The 14,693-nt window shown below is 70.6% G+C and carries 15 protein-coding genes; 5 read left to right on the forward strand and 10 right to left on the reverse strand.

Features of this window, described 5'->3' with window-relative positions:
* Positions 1-2 precede the first annotated feature (2 nt).
* From ACBR40_RS19895 to ACBR40_RS19935, 9 genes are all read right to left on the reverse strand, one after another.
* Positions 3-218, reverse strand: a complete 216-nt coding sequence (locus ACBR40_RS19895; protein ID WP_371249677.1) for a hypothetical protein — start codon at positions 216-218, stop codon at positions 3-5.
* A gap of 57 nt (positions 219-275) precedes the next feature.
* On the reverse strand, positions 276-593 hold the full coding sequence (locus ACBR40_RS19900; protein ID WP_344211497.1) for a DUF3140 domain-containing protein: 318 nt from the start codon (positions 591-593) through the stop codon (positions 276-278).
* Positions 594-785: 192 nt separating this feature from the next.
* Positions 786-1,796, reverse strand: coding sequence for a LacI family DNA-binding transcriptional regulator (locus tag ACBR40_RS19905; protein WP_344211495.1), 1,011 nt, complete (start codon positions 1,794-1,796; stop codon positions 786-788).
* 87 nt (positions 1,797-1,883) lie between these two features.
* Positions 1,884-2,153, reverse strand: coding sequence for a sulfurtransferase TusA family protein (locus tag ACBR40_RS19910; protein WP_344211493.1), 270 nt, complete (start codon positions 2,151-2,153; stop codon positions 1,884-1,886).
* Positions 2,154-2,165: 12 nt separating this feature from the next.
* The gene (locus tag ACBR40_RS19915) at positions 2,166-2,990 is read right to left on the reverse strand and encodes a carbohydrate ABC transporter permease (RefSeq protein WP_371249678.1); all 825 of its coding nucleotides are present in this window, start codon (positions 2,988-2,990) and stop codon (positions 2,166-2,168) included.
* A complete protein-coding gene (locus ACBR40_RS19920; RefSeq protein ID WP_344211490.1) occupies positions 2,980-3,894 on the reverse strand; it encodes a sugar ABC transporter permease in 915 nt (304 codons plus the stop codon). The genes ACBR40_RS19915 and ACBR40_RS19920 overlap by 11 nt, the downstream gene beginning before the upstream one ends.
* Before the next feature lie 4 nt (positions 3,895-3,898).
* Positions 3,899-5,137, reverse strand: a complete 1,239-nt coding sequence (locus ACBR40_RS19925; RefSeq protein WP_344211488.1) for a sugar ABC transporter substrate-binding protein — start codon at positions 5,135-5,137, stop codon at positions 3,899-3,901.
* A gap of 37 nt (positions 5,138-5,174) precedes the next feature.
* On the reverse strand, positions 5,175-6,779 hold the full coding sequence (locus ACBR40_RS19930; RefSeq protein ID WP_371249679.1) for an FAD-dependent oxidoreductase: 1,605 nt from the start codon (positions 6,777-6,779) through the stop codon (positions 5,175-5,177).
* 11 nt (positions 6,780-6,790) lie between these two features.
* Positions 6,791-7,813 carry a LacI family DNA-binding transcriptional regulator gene (locus tag ACBR40_RS19935; RefSeq protein ID WP_344211484.1) on the reverse strand — a complete coding sequence of 341 codons (1,023 nt, stop codon included), beginning with the start codon at positions 7,811-7,813 and terminating at the stop codon, positions 6,791-6,793.
* Positions 7,814-8,079: 266 nt separating this feature from the next.
* Between ACBR40_RS19935 and ACBR40_RS19940 the strand changes: the two genes are divergently transcribed.
* Positions 8,080-8,775, forward strand: coding sequence for a leucine-rich repeat domain-containing protein (locus ACBR40_RS19940; protein ID WP_371249680.1), 696 nt, complete (start codon positions 8,080-8,082; stop codon positions 8,773-8,775).
* Positions 8,776-8,819: 44 nt separating this feature from the next.
* Here the strand turns inward: ACBR40_RS19940 and ACBR40_RS19945 are convergent, their stop codons facing one another.
* Positions 8,820-9,833 carry a LacI family DNA-binding transcriptional regulator gene (locus ACBR40_RS19945; RefSeq protein WP_344211480.1) on the reverse strand — a complete coding sequence of 338 codons (1,014 nt, stop codon included), beginning with the start codon at positions 9,831-9,833 and terminating at the stop codon, positions 8,820-8,822.
* Positions 9,834-9,943: 110 nt separating this feature from the next.
* On the opposite strand from ACBR40_RS19945, the gene ACBR40_RS19950 reads away from it, so the two are divergent.
* From ACBR40_RS19950 to ACBR40_RS19965, 4 genes are read left to right on the forward strand one after another with little or no spacing between them, the layout of a single operon-like run.
* Entirely contained in the window at positions 9,944-11,215 is a 1,272-nt protein-coding gene (locus ACBR40_RS19950) for an ABC transporter substrate-binding protein (protein WP_371249681.1), read from the forward strand.
* Entirely contained in the window at positions 11,212-12,126 is a 915-nt protein-coding gene (locus ACBR40_RS19955; protein ID WP_371249682.1) for a carbohydrate ABC transporter permease, read from the forward strand. The genes ACBR40_RS19950 and ACBR40_RS19955 overlap by 4 nt, the downstream gene beginning before the upstream one ends.
* Complete coding sequence (locus ACBR40_RS19960) at positions 12,123-12,887, forward strand: carbohydrate ABC transporter permease (protein WP_364455577.1); 765 nt, start codon at positions 12,123-12,125, stop codon at positions 12,885-12,887. Before ACBR40_RS19955 ends, ACBR40_RS19960 begins: the two co-directional genes overlap by 4 nt.
* Positions 12,880-14,691, forward strand: a complete 1,812-nt coding sequence (locus tag ACBR40_RS19965) for a glycoside hydrolase family 127 protein (protein WP_371249683.1) — start codon at positions 12,880-12,882, stop codon at positions 14,689-14,691. Before ACBR40_RS19960 ends, ACBR40_RS19965 begins: the two co-directional genes overlap by 8 nt.
* The last annotated feature ends 2 nt before the right edge of the window (positions 14,692-14,693 follow it).

Here is a 14,693-nt window from a genome sequence, read left to right on the forward strand (position 1 = left end):
CCCTAGGAGTCGGCGGAGAGCCGGTCGAAGAGCTCCAGCGCGGCCTCGCGCACCTCCTCGGGGGAGAGCCCGCCCAGGGTCTCCCTGGCCTGGTCGATGTCGCGGGTGGTGGCGAGCGTGATGGCCACGGACGAGGCGGCGGCGCGGTCGATCGATCCCGTCGGGGCGGCGTCGGCCAGTTTCTGGGCGCTCGCGGCGAGGTCGAGGTTGTCTCTCAACGGGTCTCCTCGGATGGACGAAGACCCATTCTTGCAGTGCGCGCCCCCGGTAGGGGGTCAGCCTCGCAGCGGGTCGTGGCCGACGGACATCAGCTCGCGCCGCGACTCGTCGTCGGTCCGGCCGTCCAGGGTCTCGACCAGCTCGATGACCTGCCGCATCACGTCGAGATCGGTCCTGGTGAGATCGCCCTTGCGCTTGCTCAGGACGTGCAGCACGCCCCGTCCGAGCTCGTCGATGCCGAGGTCGGGGTCGGGCGGGAAGCCGTCCTCGTTCGACGCGTCCGCCAGCAGGTACGAGCGCAGCTCCTCCGAGTTCATGTTGACCGCGCGGTGGAACTCTTCCCAGAGCAGATCGGTGTCAAGGCTCTCAGTCATGGGTGCCGCCTACCCCGCAGACCTGGCGTTACGCGCCCGTCCAGATTCGTGGCGACATGGAGGTATTCGACCGTCGGCCCGAGCGCTCAGTGAGGTCGGACCCGCCGCGAAGGAGGGGGCGGCACGTGTCGCGCGCAGGGCCACGCGGTCTGCCAGCCGCCTGGCCCCGGCCGCGCGACACGTGCCGGGACGCTACAGCGGGGCGGGGCCGGTGCTGCCGCGCGGCGTGAGCGCCGCCGCCTGGTCCTCGTACGGGGGGACGCTCTCCCCGGCGATCAGCGCGAGCAGCCGCTGCGCCGCGTGCGCCCCGTAGGCCGGGATGTCGCGGGTGAGCGCCGTCAGCGGCGGACGGACGACCCGCGACAGCGGCGAGTCGTCCCAGGCCACCACGGACAGGTCGCGCGGCACCTCGACCCGCATCTCCTGTGCCACCGAGAGCCCGGCCACGGCCATGATGTCGTTGTCGTAGATGATCGCCGTCGGCCGGTCGGGCGAGCTGAGCAGGCGGCGGGTGGCGCGGGCGCCCTCCTCGCCGGTGTAGTCGGTGTGGACCGTGACCGGCTCGGCCACCCCCTGGCACGCCTCGGCGAAGGCCCGGTCGCGCAGCGCGGTGTGCACCAGCTCGGGCAGCCCCGCCACCCGGGCGATGCGCCGGTGACCGAGCGCCACGAGGTAGCCGACCGTCTCGCGGACGGCCTGCCCGTCGTCGGACCAGATCGCCGACAGCGAGCCCGACTGCGACGGGTGCCCGATGACCACGGCCGGCATGCCGAGCCGCTCCAGCTCGCCGATCCTGGTGTCGGAGGTGTGCAGGTCGACGAGGAAGACGCCGTCGATGCGGCTCTCGCCCCACCAGCGCCGGTAGACCTCGCTCTCCTGCTGGTGGCTGGTGACGACCTGGAGCAGCAGCGCGTAGGACCGGTCGGCCAGCACCCCCTCGATGCCGCTGATCAGCTCCATGAAGAACGGCTCGACGCCGAGGACCCGGGCGGGACGGCAGAGCGCGAGCCCCACGCAGTCGGCGCGGGCCCCGTTGAGCGCCCGCGCGGCGCTGTTGGGCCGCCAGCCGATCTCCTCGGCGATGGCGACGATCCTGGCCCGTGTCGCCTCCGACACGCCGGGCTGCCCGTTGAGCGCGTAGGACACCGCCACTTTGGAGACGCCCGCCCTGCTGGCGATGTCGGCGATCGTCGGTCGCTTCACGGACTCCCTCTCTTGACCTGGCTCCCGCCCTGAACCGGGTAACCGCCTCTAACTGTAGGCCACCCGGAGCAGACCTCCGTTAACCGGTCAAGCCACGTGCCAGGGCCGCGCGTCCTGCGTCTCGTGCGCCTCCTCCGCCACCCGCAGCGCGAACGTCGGCCGCCCCGCTCCCTCGACCGGCCCCAGGTAGGTGTGCCCGGTGAGGTGGCACCAGGCCGGCAGGTCGACGGGCGCGGCCGGGTCGGTGGCGATCAGATGGATCACGGCGCCGGGGCCGGCGCGGCGCACGTGACCGCGCAGCTCGATGAGGAGCTGCACGCACAGCTTGTCGCCGCCGTCGACAACGAGATCAGGCATGCTTCCAGCAAATCATCCCTTGAGACCCGTGTGCGCCAGCCCCTCCACGAACTGCTTCTGCGCCAGCACGAACACCACGAGCACCGGCAGCGCCGTCATCGAGGCGGCGGCCAGCTGCACGTTCCACATGGGCCCGCCGTAGGCGTCCACGAACTGGGTGAGCGCCTGCGGCAGCGTGAATCGCTCCGGCGTGGTGAGGAAGACGATCGGCTCCAGGTACAGGTTCCAGCTGTGCAGGAACGTGAAGATCGCCACCGCGCCGATCGCGGGCCTGGCCAGCGGCAGCCCGATCCGCAAGAACGTGGCCAGCCGCCCGAGCCCGTCCACGGCCGCGGCCTCGTCCAGCTCCTTCGGCAGCGCGAGGAAGAACTGCCGCATGATGAACGTGGCCAGCACGCTCGGCGCGCCCAGCACCGGCACGAGGATGAGCGGCCAGTGCGTGTCCGTCAGCCCCGCCGAGTGGAACAGCCGGAACAGCGGCACGATCGTGACCTCGCTCGGGATCAGCAGCCCGACCAGGATCACCAGGAACAACGCGTTCGAGCCGCGGAAGCGGATGCGCGCGAACGCCCAGCCGGCCAGCGCCGAGATCGCCAGCGTCCCGGCCGTCACCACGGCCGCGATGTAGAGGCTGTTCCAGTACTGCTGCGCGAACGGCTGCAGCTCGAACACCTGCCGGTACGCCTCCAGCCGCGGCGCGTTCGGCAGCAGCGACGGCGGGAAGGCGAAGATCTCGTTGACCGGCTTCAGCGACGAGGTGACCATCCACCAGGTCGGGAAGACGAACGGCACGCACAGCACGCACAGGACGCCGTACAGAAGAGTCTTACGTCTCAAGGAACACCCACCTCCTGCGCATCCGCCACTGCAGCACGGTGAGGGCGAGCACGATCACGAAGAGCAGCACCGACAGCGTGGCGCCGTAGCCGAAGTGGTGGAACTGGAACGCCTGCTGGTAGAGGTAGTAGACGAGCACGGTCGTGGACGTGCCGGGGCCGCCCTGGGTGAGCACCGCGATCTGGGCGAAGACCTGGAGCGACCCGGCGACCGTGATGATCGAGGTGAGCAGCACGGTCGGGCTGATCATCGGCAGGGTGATCCGGGTGAACCGGGCCCACGCGCCCGCGCCGTCGAGCCGCGCGGCCTCGTACAGCTCCTTGGGCACGCCTTGCAGCGCGGCCAGGAACAGCACCATGTTGAGCCCGACGTTCTTGAAGACCTGGACGGCGATCACCGACACCATCGCGCCCGAGCCCGTACGCAGCCAGTTGGGCCCCTCGACGCCCAGCACGTCCAGGAACGCGTTGACGCCGCCGTTCCGCTGGAGCATGAAGCCCCACACGATGGTCCAGGCCACCAGCGAGACCACCACCGGCGAGAAGAACACCGTACGGAACACCACCGTGCCGCGCAGCCGCTGGTTCAGCAGCACCGCGAGCAGCATCGCCAGCGACAGGTTGAACACCACCAGGCCGGCCGAGAACACCGCGGTCGCGGTGAGCACCTTGGGGACGTTCGGGTCGGCGAGGAGTTGCCGGTAGTTGTCGCCGCCGACGAAGTCGAAGGTGTCGGCCAGAACGTTCCACTCGTGCAGGCTGTAGTAGACGACCAGCCCGAGCGGCAGGAACACGAACAGCAGGCTGCCGAGCAACTGCGGGGCCACGAACGCGTAGCCGACCAGGTGGTCGCGGCGGCGCGCGGTCCACCAGCGACCGCCGGGACGGACGTCGATCGCCATCATGCCGTCACTTCGCCAGCATCGGCTGGATCGCGGCGCAGACCCCGGCGAGCGTCTTGGCCACGTCGGCGCCCGGCTGCCAGAGCGGGTCGAGCCCGGCCCGTACGGTCTGGGCCAGCTCGGCCTGGCCGGCGTGGTTGGGCTTGACCCGGCCGTTCGCGATGCCGTCGATGACGACCTGCTGGAGCTGCTCCGGCTTGAGCAGCGGGTTGCTCTTGCCCAGGCCGTCGGCGGTCAGCAGCGGCGTGCGCGGCGGCGGGAAGAACTGGCCGAGCTTGGCGGCGTTGTCCGGGTTGGAGAGGAAGGCCAGGAAGTCGGCGGCCTTGGCGGCGTTCGGGCTCTTCTTGACCACGCCGACGCCGGCCTGGCCGATCACGCTGTAGCCGCCCTTCGGGCCGGTCGGCAGCGGGATCAGGTCCCACGTGAAGGTGGCGTCCTTGAGCAGGGAGGCGCGGGAGATCTGGGTGATCGTCATCGCGGCCTCACCGGCGAAGAAGTCGGCCGTGGTGCCGGGACCGGGCAGCGCCTTCTTCTCGAAGATCGCCTTGTGCAGGAACGTCATCGCCTCGACCATCTCGGGCTTGGTGAACCCGCAGGTCCGGCCGTCCTCGCTCCACGCCTCGGCGCCCCAGCCGCCCCACACGGTGGCCAGGTTGTCCCAGCCCTTGTAGTCGAAGTCGCGGACCACCAGGCCGGCCTTGCCCGTCTTCGCGTTGACCGCCGCCGCCGTCTCGACCGCCTGCTCCCACGTCCAGCCGGCCTTCGGGACCTTCTGGCCCGCCTGCTTCAGCAGGTCCTCGTTGACGAAGACGCCGAAGGGCGAGGTGGAGAACGGGTAGGCGTACAGCTTGCCGTCTCGCTGCCACAGCTTCGTGGTCGCGGGGGCGAACTCCTCCGGCTTCACCAGGTTGTCCAGGGGCGCGAGCGCGCCCGAGCCGACGAAGTCGGGCGCCGAGTTCTCCAGGATCCAGGCCAGGTCGGGCGCGTTGCCGCCGGCCATCTGCGTGGTCAGCGTCGTCGTGTAGTTCTCCAGCGGCAGCGTGTCGAACTTGATCGACGCCACGTCCTTGTGGGTCTTCAGATAGTCGGCGGCGATCGCGTTGAGCAGGTCGAGGTGCTCGGCGTTGCCGGTCCAGACCGTCATCCGCAGCGCGGCGGGCCCGCTCGCGGTCTCGTCGCCGCCAGAGCCGCAGGCGGTGAGGACGAGCAGTCCCGCGAGGCCGGCGGCGGCCAGGGTGATGCGCATCGGCGCTCCTTGCAGAGGGGGAGTACAGAAGGGGGGATCAGTAGCCGGTGACGTCCGGCCAGTGGAGTTCGACGCCCTGCGCCTCCAGGCGGTCCTGGAACGCGGCGAGCAGAGCCGGGTCCTGCCGCACGGCGTGCGGCGTGGTCGACCGGTCGAGGCAGAACGCCGCCAGCGCGCCGGCGGCCTCCCCGATGTTCCACTCGACCGGGTGCAGCCGGTAGCAGCCGTTGGTGATGTGCGTGGTGGCGAGGTTCTTGCCCGCCGGGAGGAGGTTCTCGACGCGGCGGGGGAGCAGCGCGCCGAGCGGGATCTCGAACGGGCTGTTCGGCACGTCGAGATAGTTGTCCCCGCCTGTGGACGGGTGCAGGTCGATGCGGTACATGCCGATGCCGACCGAGTCGGGGTAGCGGACGGCGCCCTTGTCGCCGCGCACGGCCAGCGACAGGTCCTGCTCGACGATCGTGTACGCGCCGCGGATGCGGCGGGACTCGCGCACGTACGGGGCCTGGGCCAGGCCGTCGGCCGAACCGGTGACGTCGCCGCGCAGCCGCAGCCCCGGCCAGCCGGTGCCGCCGTCGGGACGCGGCGCCTCGGTCTGCATCCAGTACAGGACCGACAGCGACAGCTCCTTCGCCCGCCGCAGGTTCTCCGCGGCGTCGGGGACGTCGACGATCCCGCCCTCCAGGTAGTCGATCATCGGCCAGTTGACGAGGGTGATGTCGCTGGCGTACGCGCCCGGCGTGAACAGGTCCTTGGCGGCGATCCTGCGGAAGGTCCACAGGTTGCCGTCGCCGGGGTTGCGCCGCTGGTCGGCGTGGACCTGGAGCGGGTCGTCGCCCGGGTTGGGGGTGAAGGAACGTTCCGTGATCTCCAGCGTGCGCGGGTTCGGGCTGCGCCAGCCGAGGATGGGCCCGCCCCAGAACTCCGGCTGGTACGTCCGCCAGAAGTCGTAGCGCTCCGGCCGGTCGATCGTGTGGTCGCCGTCCACGTGGTCCATCGCGAAGCAGACGGAGACGGCCTGCATGTTGAGCGGCTGCGCGGTCGCCGGGGCGCTCGGCTCGCCGGTGTCGGCCTGCGACTCGAAGCCGGTGACGTACTCGGTGCCGGTCAGCGGCAGCAGCTCGCCGGTCTCGGTCGCGTCCAGGATGTACGGCGCGGTGATCCAGTGCTCGTCGCCGCCGTCGCGGTGCGCGAGCCGGACCGCCGTCACCCGGTCGCCGTCCACCTCGGCCGCCACCGGCCGGTACGGCTGCAGCACCGTCAGCCGCCCGCCGCCGATGTAGGGGGCGAGCATGGCGTCGATGACCGCGACCGCCACCCGCGGCTCGTGGCACAGGGGGCTCACCCAGCCCGCGCCCGGATTGAGCGCCCGCCAGGCGCGCGCGCCCTCGGTGAGCGGGTAGTGGCGGCGGTAGTAGTCGCGGATGCCCTCACGCAGCGCCCGATAGCTCGCGGTGATGCCGAACTGCTCGACCCAGGTGTGCTCGTCGGACGGGACGGCCTGGCTGGTGAGCTGGCCGCCGAGCCAGTCGTACTCCTCGGTCAGCACCACCTTCCTGCCCGCCCGCAGGGCCGCGAGCGCCGCGGCCACTCCTCCGAGGCCGCCCCCGACGATCAGCACCTCGGTGCTCGACTCGCGCAACTCCGATCCTTTCACTTGGTGGGAGGCGCCAGGGTGACGCCCTCGGTCAGCTCGCACGGCAACAGCCGCTGGACGGGCGGTCCGCCCTCGATCAGCTCGGTCAGGTCCTCGACCGCCTGCCGGCCCATCTCCCTGCGGGGGATGAGGAAGCCGGTGAAGTCGATGTCGGTCGGCGCCGGGCGGGTGGGGTCGCCCAGGGTCAGGATCGACAGGTCGCCGGGAACGCTGACGCCGCGCCTGCCCAGCAGGTCGGCGAGGGCGACGGCGTCGGCGTACTCCTCGGCGAACACCGCCGTGACGTCCGCCGCCAGCACCCGCTCCGCCATGTCCGCGGCCTCGCCGGGTACGAGCCGCAGCGGACGCTCGACGGCGTCGGCGAAGCCGCGGAAACGGTCGGCGTACGACTCGGCGCCGACCCCGTGCCCCAGGTACGCGACCCGCTCGTGGCCCAGCGCGCGGGCCTTCACCACCAGGTCCCGGACGGCCGAGACGTAGTCGGCGCCGACGTACGGCACCGTGCCGCCCGCGTCGTCACGCCGCCCCACCGACACGAACGGGTAGCGCTCGCCCACCAGCCGCGCCAGGTCCTCCCGGTCCAGCTCGCGCCCGAGCAGCACGCATCCGTCGGCGAGGCGCAGCCGGTTGTCCTGGTGGTAGACGCGTTTACGCCCGTCCACGGTGGGCGCGCTGGTGAACAGCAGCAGGTCGCACCCGAACTGCTCGGCGCACTCCTCGATCCCGACGAGGAACGGGTGGTAGAAGTCGCCGGTCGCGCTCGGAAAGACGGGCTCGTAGGTGAACACCCCGAGCATGCGATTGCGCCGCGCCGCCAGCCGCCGGGCCGCCGGATCGGCGACGTACCCGGTCTCCCGGATCACCCGCAGCACCCGGTCCCTGGTCTCGGCCGGAATCCGCGAGTCGGCGCCGGCCCGGTTGTTGAGCACCAGGGAGACGGTGGTCTGGCTGACGCCCGCCAGGCGGGCGATGTCGCGCTGGGTGAGGCGACGGTGTGACGAGGGATCGGGGGGAGGCATGACGTTCCTCAGCTAATGCGCATTAGCGCGAGGGGCAATGCCGGAATTGTTCGCCTCCCCCGCGTCGGGTGTCAAGGGTTCCCGCAGTGCTAATCCGGATTACCAGCCCCGCCGGCCGGGCCGTCCCATGACTTACAAGTCATTCTCCAGTGCCCGTCTCTATCGTCATCGTCGATCCTCGTGCCCGAAGCGGCCGAGGAGGGGACGGCGACCGGTATGGCGCAGGGCGAGCCCAGGCGCGCGAGTGGACAAGGAAAAAAGAGATCATGATGGACTCCGAGGAAGGCCAGGCGATCGCCGCCACACGGATAGCCGAGTGCTCGGAGGACGGATCAACCGACCTCGACCTGCGCCGTCTCCAGCTGAGCACGGTGCCCGGGTCACTCGCCCAGCTCACCGCGCTCGAACGGCTCAACCTGGGCGGCAATCAGTTGACCGTTCTGCCTGAGTGGCTGGGGAACCTCACCGCTCTCACCGAGCTCAACGTGGCCGGTAATCAGTTGAGCGTTCTGCCCGAGTCCTTGAGGAACCTCACCGCCCTCACCGTGCTCAACGTGGCCAGTAATCAGTTGACCGTTCTGCCCGAGTCCTTGAGGAGCCTCACCGCCCTCGAATCGCTCGGCCTGTACGGGAACCGGCTGACCGTTCTGCCTGAGTGGCTGGGGAACCTCACCGCTCTCACCGACCTCAACGTGGCCGGTAACCAGTTGACCGTTCTGCCCGAGTCCTTGAGGAACCTCACCGCCCTCGAAGCGCTCGACCTGGCCGGCAATCAGTTGACTGTTCTGCCCGAGTCCTTGAGGAATCTCACCGCCCTCGGTTGGCTCGACCTGTACGACAACCGGCTGACCGTTCTGCCCGAGTGGCTGGGCGACCTGCCCGCTCTCACCGGGCTCAACCTGGATGGCAACTATCTGACCGCTCTACCCGAGTCCTTGAGGCGCCTCATCGATGTCGACTAGTTGCCGTTCAGGGGCCCGCCATGCGTCCCGAACGCGCCCACGGGTCAGGAGATGCCGGGTGGGGAGGTGGAGTCGCGGATGACGAGTTGGCAGGGCATCTTGTGGACGCCGGGCGTCGCCTTGCCGTCGATCGCGGCGAACAGGTGCTGGGCCGCGGTCCGGCCCAGTGACTCCAGGTTCATGTCCACGGTCGTCAGCGCCGGCCGGGTCTCGGTGGACAGGACCTCCCAGTTGTCGTAGCCGACGACCGCGATGTCGTCGGGCACCCGCCGGCCGCGTTCGCGGGCGGCCTCGACGAAGCCGGCGGCGATCTGGTCGCTGCCGCAGAAGACGGCGTCGATCTCGGGCTCGGACATCAGCAGCATCTCGGCGGCGTGCCGGCCCCAGCGTTGCGACCACGGGCCGGAGAGGGTCTGGCCGGCCTGGGGGAGGCCCGCCGCCTCCAGGGCGAGGCGGGCGCCCTCCTCGCGGTCGCGGGCGGCCTTGTAGTGGGTGGGGCCGGTGACGTGGGCGATGCGGCGGCGGCCGAGGGCGAGCAGGTGGTTGACGGCCATGGCGGCGGCGCCCACGTCGTCGGGCACGAACGAGACGTCCTCCGGGTCGTCGGAGGGCCCGTAGGCGTAGACGACCGGCACCGGCAGGTCCTTGCTCACGGACGGCCGCGGGTCGGTGCTCTCGCCCACGACGATGAGCCCGTCCACCCGGCGTGACAGCAGCGCCCGCAGGTGGTGCTGCTCCCTGATGGCGTCGCCGCGGGCGTCGCAGAGCAGCACGGCCATCTCGCCGGCTCCGAAGGCGTTCTCGGCTCCGAGCAGCACCGGGATGCCGAACCGGCCGACGCTGTCGGAGGTCAGCAGCCCGACCGTGCGCGTCTGGCCGGACAGCAGCCCTCTGGCGAGGGCGTTCGGCTGGAAGGAGAGCTGGGCCGCGGCGGCGAGCACCCGCTCGCGCGTGGCGGCCCGTACGTCCTGCCGCCCGTTCAGCGCCTTGGACGCCGTGGCGATCGACACCCCCGCCAGCGAGGCCACATCGTTGATGGTCGCCCGCTTAGTCGCCATGCTTCGAAACCCTTTTCGGTCGCTGTGAACTGCTTAGCACCCTAGCACCCATTGACAGAGGTCCGTGTTTCTTCTACGTTTCCGAAAACCTTTAAGTCCAGGAGCACAACATGAGACGAAGGCTGGCCGGGATCTCCCTTCTCGGTGTGTTAGCGCTCACGGCCGCGGCCTGCGGAAACGGCGGGAACGGCGGCGACGGCGGCGCCCAGGAGGCGGGCCCCGTCACGATCACGATGTGGACCCGCGCCGCCACCCAGACCCAGAGCGAGCGGCTGGTCCAGCAGTACAACAAGACCCATAAGAACCAGGTCAAGCTCACCGTCATCCCGACGGACAACTATCAGCCGCGCATCGCCGCCGCGGCCGGGGCCAAGCAGCTCCCCGACGTGTTCGCGGCCGACGTCATCTTCGTCCCGAACTACACCTCCCAGGGTCTGTTCCTGGACATCACCGACAGACTGGCGGCTCTGCCGTACAAGGACAAGCTCGCCCCCTCGCACATCAAGCTGGGCACGCTCGACGGCCGCATGTACACGCTGCCGCACACCCTCGACCTGTCGGTCTGGTTCTGGAACAAGGACCTGTACGAGAAGGCCGGCCTCGACCCCGAGCAGGGCCCGAAGTCGCTGAAGGAGTTCGCCCAGCAGGCCACCGCCGTCCAGGAGAAGCTGGGCAAGGACGGCAAGGTCCACGGCACGTTCTTCGGCGGCAACTGCGGCGGCTGCTACGTCTTCACCTTCTGGCCCTCCGTCTGGGCGGCCGGCGGCCAGGTCATGAACGCCGAGGGCACCCAGTCGCTCAACGACCAGCCCGCCATGACCGAGGTCTTCAAGATCTGGCGCGAGCTGTACGAGAAGAAGGTCACCGGCCCCACCGCCAAGGAGGAGCAGGGCCCGACCTGGACGGGCTTCTTCCCGAAGGGCGAGATCGGCGTCATGCCGATGCCCTCGACCACGCTCGGCCTGATGCCGAAGGACATGAAGATCGGCGTCGCCCCGATCGCCGGCCCCGACGGCGGCGAGTCGACGTTCGTCGGCGGCGACTCGATCGGCATCAGCTCCACCACCAAGAACGCCGACGCCGCCTGGGAGTTCCTGTCCTGGACGGTCGGCGACGAGGCCCAGGTCGAGGTCATGGCCAAGAACAAGGACGTGCTCGCGCGCACCGACCTGGCCGGCAACAAGTACTCGTCCGAGGACCCGCGCGTGGTGCTGATCAACTCGCTGGTGGCCAAGGGCCAGACCCCGTTCGCCCTGCGCTTCGGCCAGACCTTCAACGACCCGCAGGGCCCGTGGCTGCGCTACGCCCGTGAGGCCGTCTTCGGCGACGCCTCCAAGCTCCCGCAGCTCAACGCCGAGATCACGAAGTCCCTGCAGCAATGACCCTGACGATGACCCGTTCCGGGCGGCGGGCGGCCCACGGCACGCCCCCCGCCCGGTGGCGGAGCAGGAAGATCCAGGGCTGGCTGTACGCGGCACCGACGGCCGTCATCGTGGGCGTGCTCTTCGTCGCGCCCCTGGTGCTGGTGGTCTGGATGTCGCTCAACCGCTGGCCCCTGCTCGGCGCCCCGGCGCTCAACGCCCCGGACAACTACACCAAGATCGCCGACAACCCGCTCTTCGTCGACGCGGTGCTCTTCACGCTGAAGTACACCGCCCTCACCACCGTCCTGCTGTCGGCGGTGGCGCTCGGGCTGGCCCTGCTCGTGCAGGACCGCAGGCCGGGCATCGGGTTCTTCCGCACCGCGTTCTTCCTGCCGGGCGCGGTCGGCTTCGCGGCGGCGGGCCTGCTGTTCTACGGCATGCTGAACAACGACTTCGGCCCCATCGACCCGATGCTCCAGGCCATCGGCCTCACCAGCGAGCCGGTCAAGTGGATCGGCACCCCGAACATGGCGCTGTTCTCCACGATCACGCTGGTGATCTGGCGCTTCGCCGGGTTCAACATGCTCATCCTGCTCACCGGCCTGCAGGCCATCCCGACCGAGGTGTACGAGGCCGCCCGCAGCGACGGCGCCAACCGCCGGCAGATCTTCACGAGGATCACCCTGCCGCTGCTGCGCCCGACGCTGGCCCTCATGCTCATCCTCAGCGTGACGGGCTCGCTGCTCGCCTTCGACCAGTTCTTCGTCTTCACCAACGGCGGCCCGGACAACAGCACGGTGTCGATGGTCATGGTCGTCTACCGGGACGCCTTCTTCCGTTTCGACCTCGGCGGCGCGGCGGCGCTGTCGGTCGTGCTGCTCGTGGCCCTCGTCGGCCTCAACACGTTCATGATGCGGAGGCTGCGATGAGCCGCTATCTCACGCTGTCGGCGCTGGCGGTGCTGTTCCTGTTCCCGCTGGTGTGGAGCGGTTGGGCGTCGCTGGAGGACCCGTCCAACTACCTGGAGATGGCCGGCTTCGGCGAGGGCCTCGGCACGTACGCCACCAACAGCGTCCTCGTCTCCGTCATGACCGTGGCCGGCACGCTGGTCGTCTCGGCGCTCGGCGGCTACGGCTTCGCCCGCTTCGACTTCCCCGGCAAGAACGTGCTGTTCCTCGCCACGCTGGCGATCCTCATGGTGCCGTACGCGACCATCCTCATCCCGCTCTACGTGCTGCTCGGCTACCTCGGCCTGCAGAACTCGCTCGTCGGGCTGTCGCTGGTGTTCGTGATGTTCCAGCTCCCGTTCGCGCTGTTCATGATGCGCAACGCGTTCGAGGCGCTGCCGCGCGAGCTGGAGGAGGCGGCGCTGGTGGACGGCTGCGGCACGTTCCGCGCCTTCTCCGGCATCCTGCTGAAGGCGGTGCGGCCGGCGCTGATCACGGTCGGGCTGTTCGCCTTCCTCGCCTCGTGGAACGACTTCTTCGCGCCGCTCATCCTGCTCAACGACGGCGCGTCGTTCACGCTGCCGGTGGCCGTGGTCAGCATGACGCAGCGCACGTTCGGCGCCGTCGACTACGGCATGCTCCAGGCCGGCGTCATGGTCATGGCCATCCCCTGTCTCGTCCTGTTCATCGTGCTGCAGCGCCACTACGTGCGCGGATTCATGTCAGGAGCTCTGCGTGGCTAATCCCGTCCTGCCCTCATCGGGCGTCCTGTCCCCCCTCGGCCTCGACGCGGTACGCCTCTCGCCCGGTTTCTGGGGCGACCGGGTGGCGCTCAACCGCGAGGTCACGATCGCCCACTGCCAGGAATGGGAAGAGCGCGAAGGCTGGATCGGCAACTTCCGGGGCGAGCGCCCGAGGCGGGGCCGCGAGTTCAGCGACTCGGAGATCTACAAGCTGCTGGAGGCCATGGCCTGGGCGGACCATCCGGGGCTGCCCGCGCTGGCCGAGATCGTGGCGGGCGCGCAGGAGGGCGACGGCTACCTCAACACCCGCTGGACCGGCAGCCGCTACACCGACCTGGAGTGGGGCCACGAGCTCTACTGCTACGGCCACCTCATCCAGGCCGGGGTGGCCCGGCTGCGCACGCACGGCGAGGACACGCTGACCAGGGTCGCGGTGCGGGCCGCCGACCACGTGTGCCGCCGCTTCATGGAGGGCACGCAGACCTGCGGGCACCCGGTGATCGAGATGGCGCTGGTCGAGCTGTACCGGGCGACGGGGACCGAGCGCTACCTGGAGATGGCCCGCCGCTTCGTCGAGCGCCGCGGCCTGCCCGCGCTCGCCGACATCCCCTTCGGCCGCGCCTACTACCAGGACGACCAGCCGGTACGGCAGGCCCAGGTGTTCCGCGGCCACGTCGTACGCGCGCTCTACCTGGCCTCCGGCGTCGTGGACGTGGCCGTCGAGACCGGCGACGAGGAGTTGCTGAAGGCGGTCGAGGCGCAGTGGGAGCGCACGGTCGCCCGGCGTACGCACCTGACCGGCGGCATGGGCTCGCGCCACACGGACGAGTCGTTCGGCGAGGACTACGAGCTGCCGCCCGACCGGGCCTACAACGAGACCTGCGCGAGCATCGCCTCCGTCATGCTGTCCCACCGGCTGCTGCTGGCGACCGGCGACGTGCGCTACGCCGACCTGGCCGAGCGGACGCTCTACAACATGCTGGCCACCGGCGTCGCGCTGGACGGCCGCTCGTTCTTCTACGCCAACCCGCTGCAGGTGCGGGTGCCCGCCGTGCCGCTCGACGGGGTGAACCACGGCCCCGAGGGCGGGCTGCGCTCGCCCTGGTTCGACGTCGCCTGCTGCCCGAACAACATCGCCCGTACGCTGGCCTCGCTGCCCGCGTACGTCGCCACCGCCACGGCGGACGGCATCCAGATCCACCACCCGACCCCGGCCGAGATCAGGCACGGGGAGCTCGCCGTCAAGGTGGAGACCGGCTACCCGTGGGACGGCGCGGTGACCGTACGGGCGCTGACCGGCGGCAGGGGCAGGATCGCTCTTCGCGTCCCGGCCTGGGCGGAGGGCGCGCGGCTCACGCACCGCGGCGAGGTCCGCGAGGTCGCCCCCGGCTACGCCGTCGCCGACGGCCCCTGGCGGACCGGCGACGAGCTGCGGCTGGAGCTGCCGATGGCGCCGCGCTGGACGTTCCCCGACCGGCGCGTGGACGCGCTGCGGGGCAGCGCCGCCGTGGAGCGCGGGCCGCTGGTCTACTGCGCGGAGTCGGTGGCCGACGAGCCGCCGCTCGGCGACCTCGCCGCCCGCGTGGCCCCGCCCGTGGAGCACCACGTGGACGGGGTGGTCGAGCTGGAGGTCGCCGCGTCGCTCGGCGGCGGCAGCGAGCCGCCGGGCTGGCCGTACGGCCACGAGCCGGACGGGCGTCCTTCGGGTGCGGACGCCGGTCTGCGGCTGGTGCCGTACCACCGGTGGGGCAATCGCGGCCCCGCGACCATGCGCGTCTGGCTGCCGGTCGGGGCCGGGGAGTGACC

Origin of the sequence: Nonomuraea sp. AD125B, from assembly GCF_041402765.1 — a bacterium.
GTDB classification, from domain to species: Bacteria; Actinomycetota; Actinomycetes; order Streptosporangiales; family Streptosporangiaceae; genus Nonomuraea; species Nonomuraea bangladeshensis.

Excerpts from the sequence above, each read along its gene's own strand:
- ACBR40_RS19910 (WP_344211493.1), bottom strand. The coding sequence starts at position 2,153 with ATGCCTGATCTCGTTGTCGACGGCGGCGACAAGCTGTGCGTGCAGCTC.
- ACBR40_RS19935 (WP_344211484.1), bottom strand. The coding sequence starts at position 7,813 with ATGCCTCCCCCCGATCCCTCGTCACACCGTCGCCTCACCCAGCGCGAC.
- ACBR40_RS19960 (WP_364455577.1), top strand. The coding sequence starts at position 12,123 with ATGAGCCGCTATCTCACGCTGTCGGCGCTGGCGGTGCTGTTCCTGTTC.
- ACBR40_RS19945 (WP_344211480.1), bottom strand. The coding sequence starts at position 9,833 with ATGGCGACTAAGCGGGCGACCATCAACGATGTGGCCTCGCTGGCGGGG.
- ACBR40_RS19940 (WP_371249680.1), top strand. The coding sequence starts at position 8,080 with ATGATGGACTCCGAGGAAGGCCAGGCGATCGCCGCCACACGGATAGCC.
- ACBR40_RS19920 (WP_344211490.1), bottom strand. The coding sequence starts at position 3,894 with ATGATGGCGATCGACGTCCGTCCCGGCGGTCGCTGGTGGACCGCGCGC.
- ACBR40_RS19900 (WP_344211497.1), bottom strand. The coding sequence starts at position 593 with ATGACTGAGAGCCTTGACACCGATCTGCTCTGGGAAGAGTTCCACCGC.
- ACBR40_RS19955 (WP_371249682.1), top strand. The coding sequence starts at position 11,212 with ATGACCCTGACGATGACCCGTTCCGGGCGGCGGGCGGCCCACGGCACG.
- ACBR40_RS19950 (WP_371249681.1), top strand. The coding sequence starts at position 9,944 with ATGAGACGAAGGCTGGCCGGGATCTCCCTTCTCGGTGTGTTAGCGCTC.
- ACBR40_RS19925 (WP_344211488.1), bottom strand. The coding sequence starts at position 5,137 with ATGCGCATCACCCTGGCCGCCGCCGGCCTCGCGGGACTGCTCGTCCTC.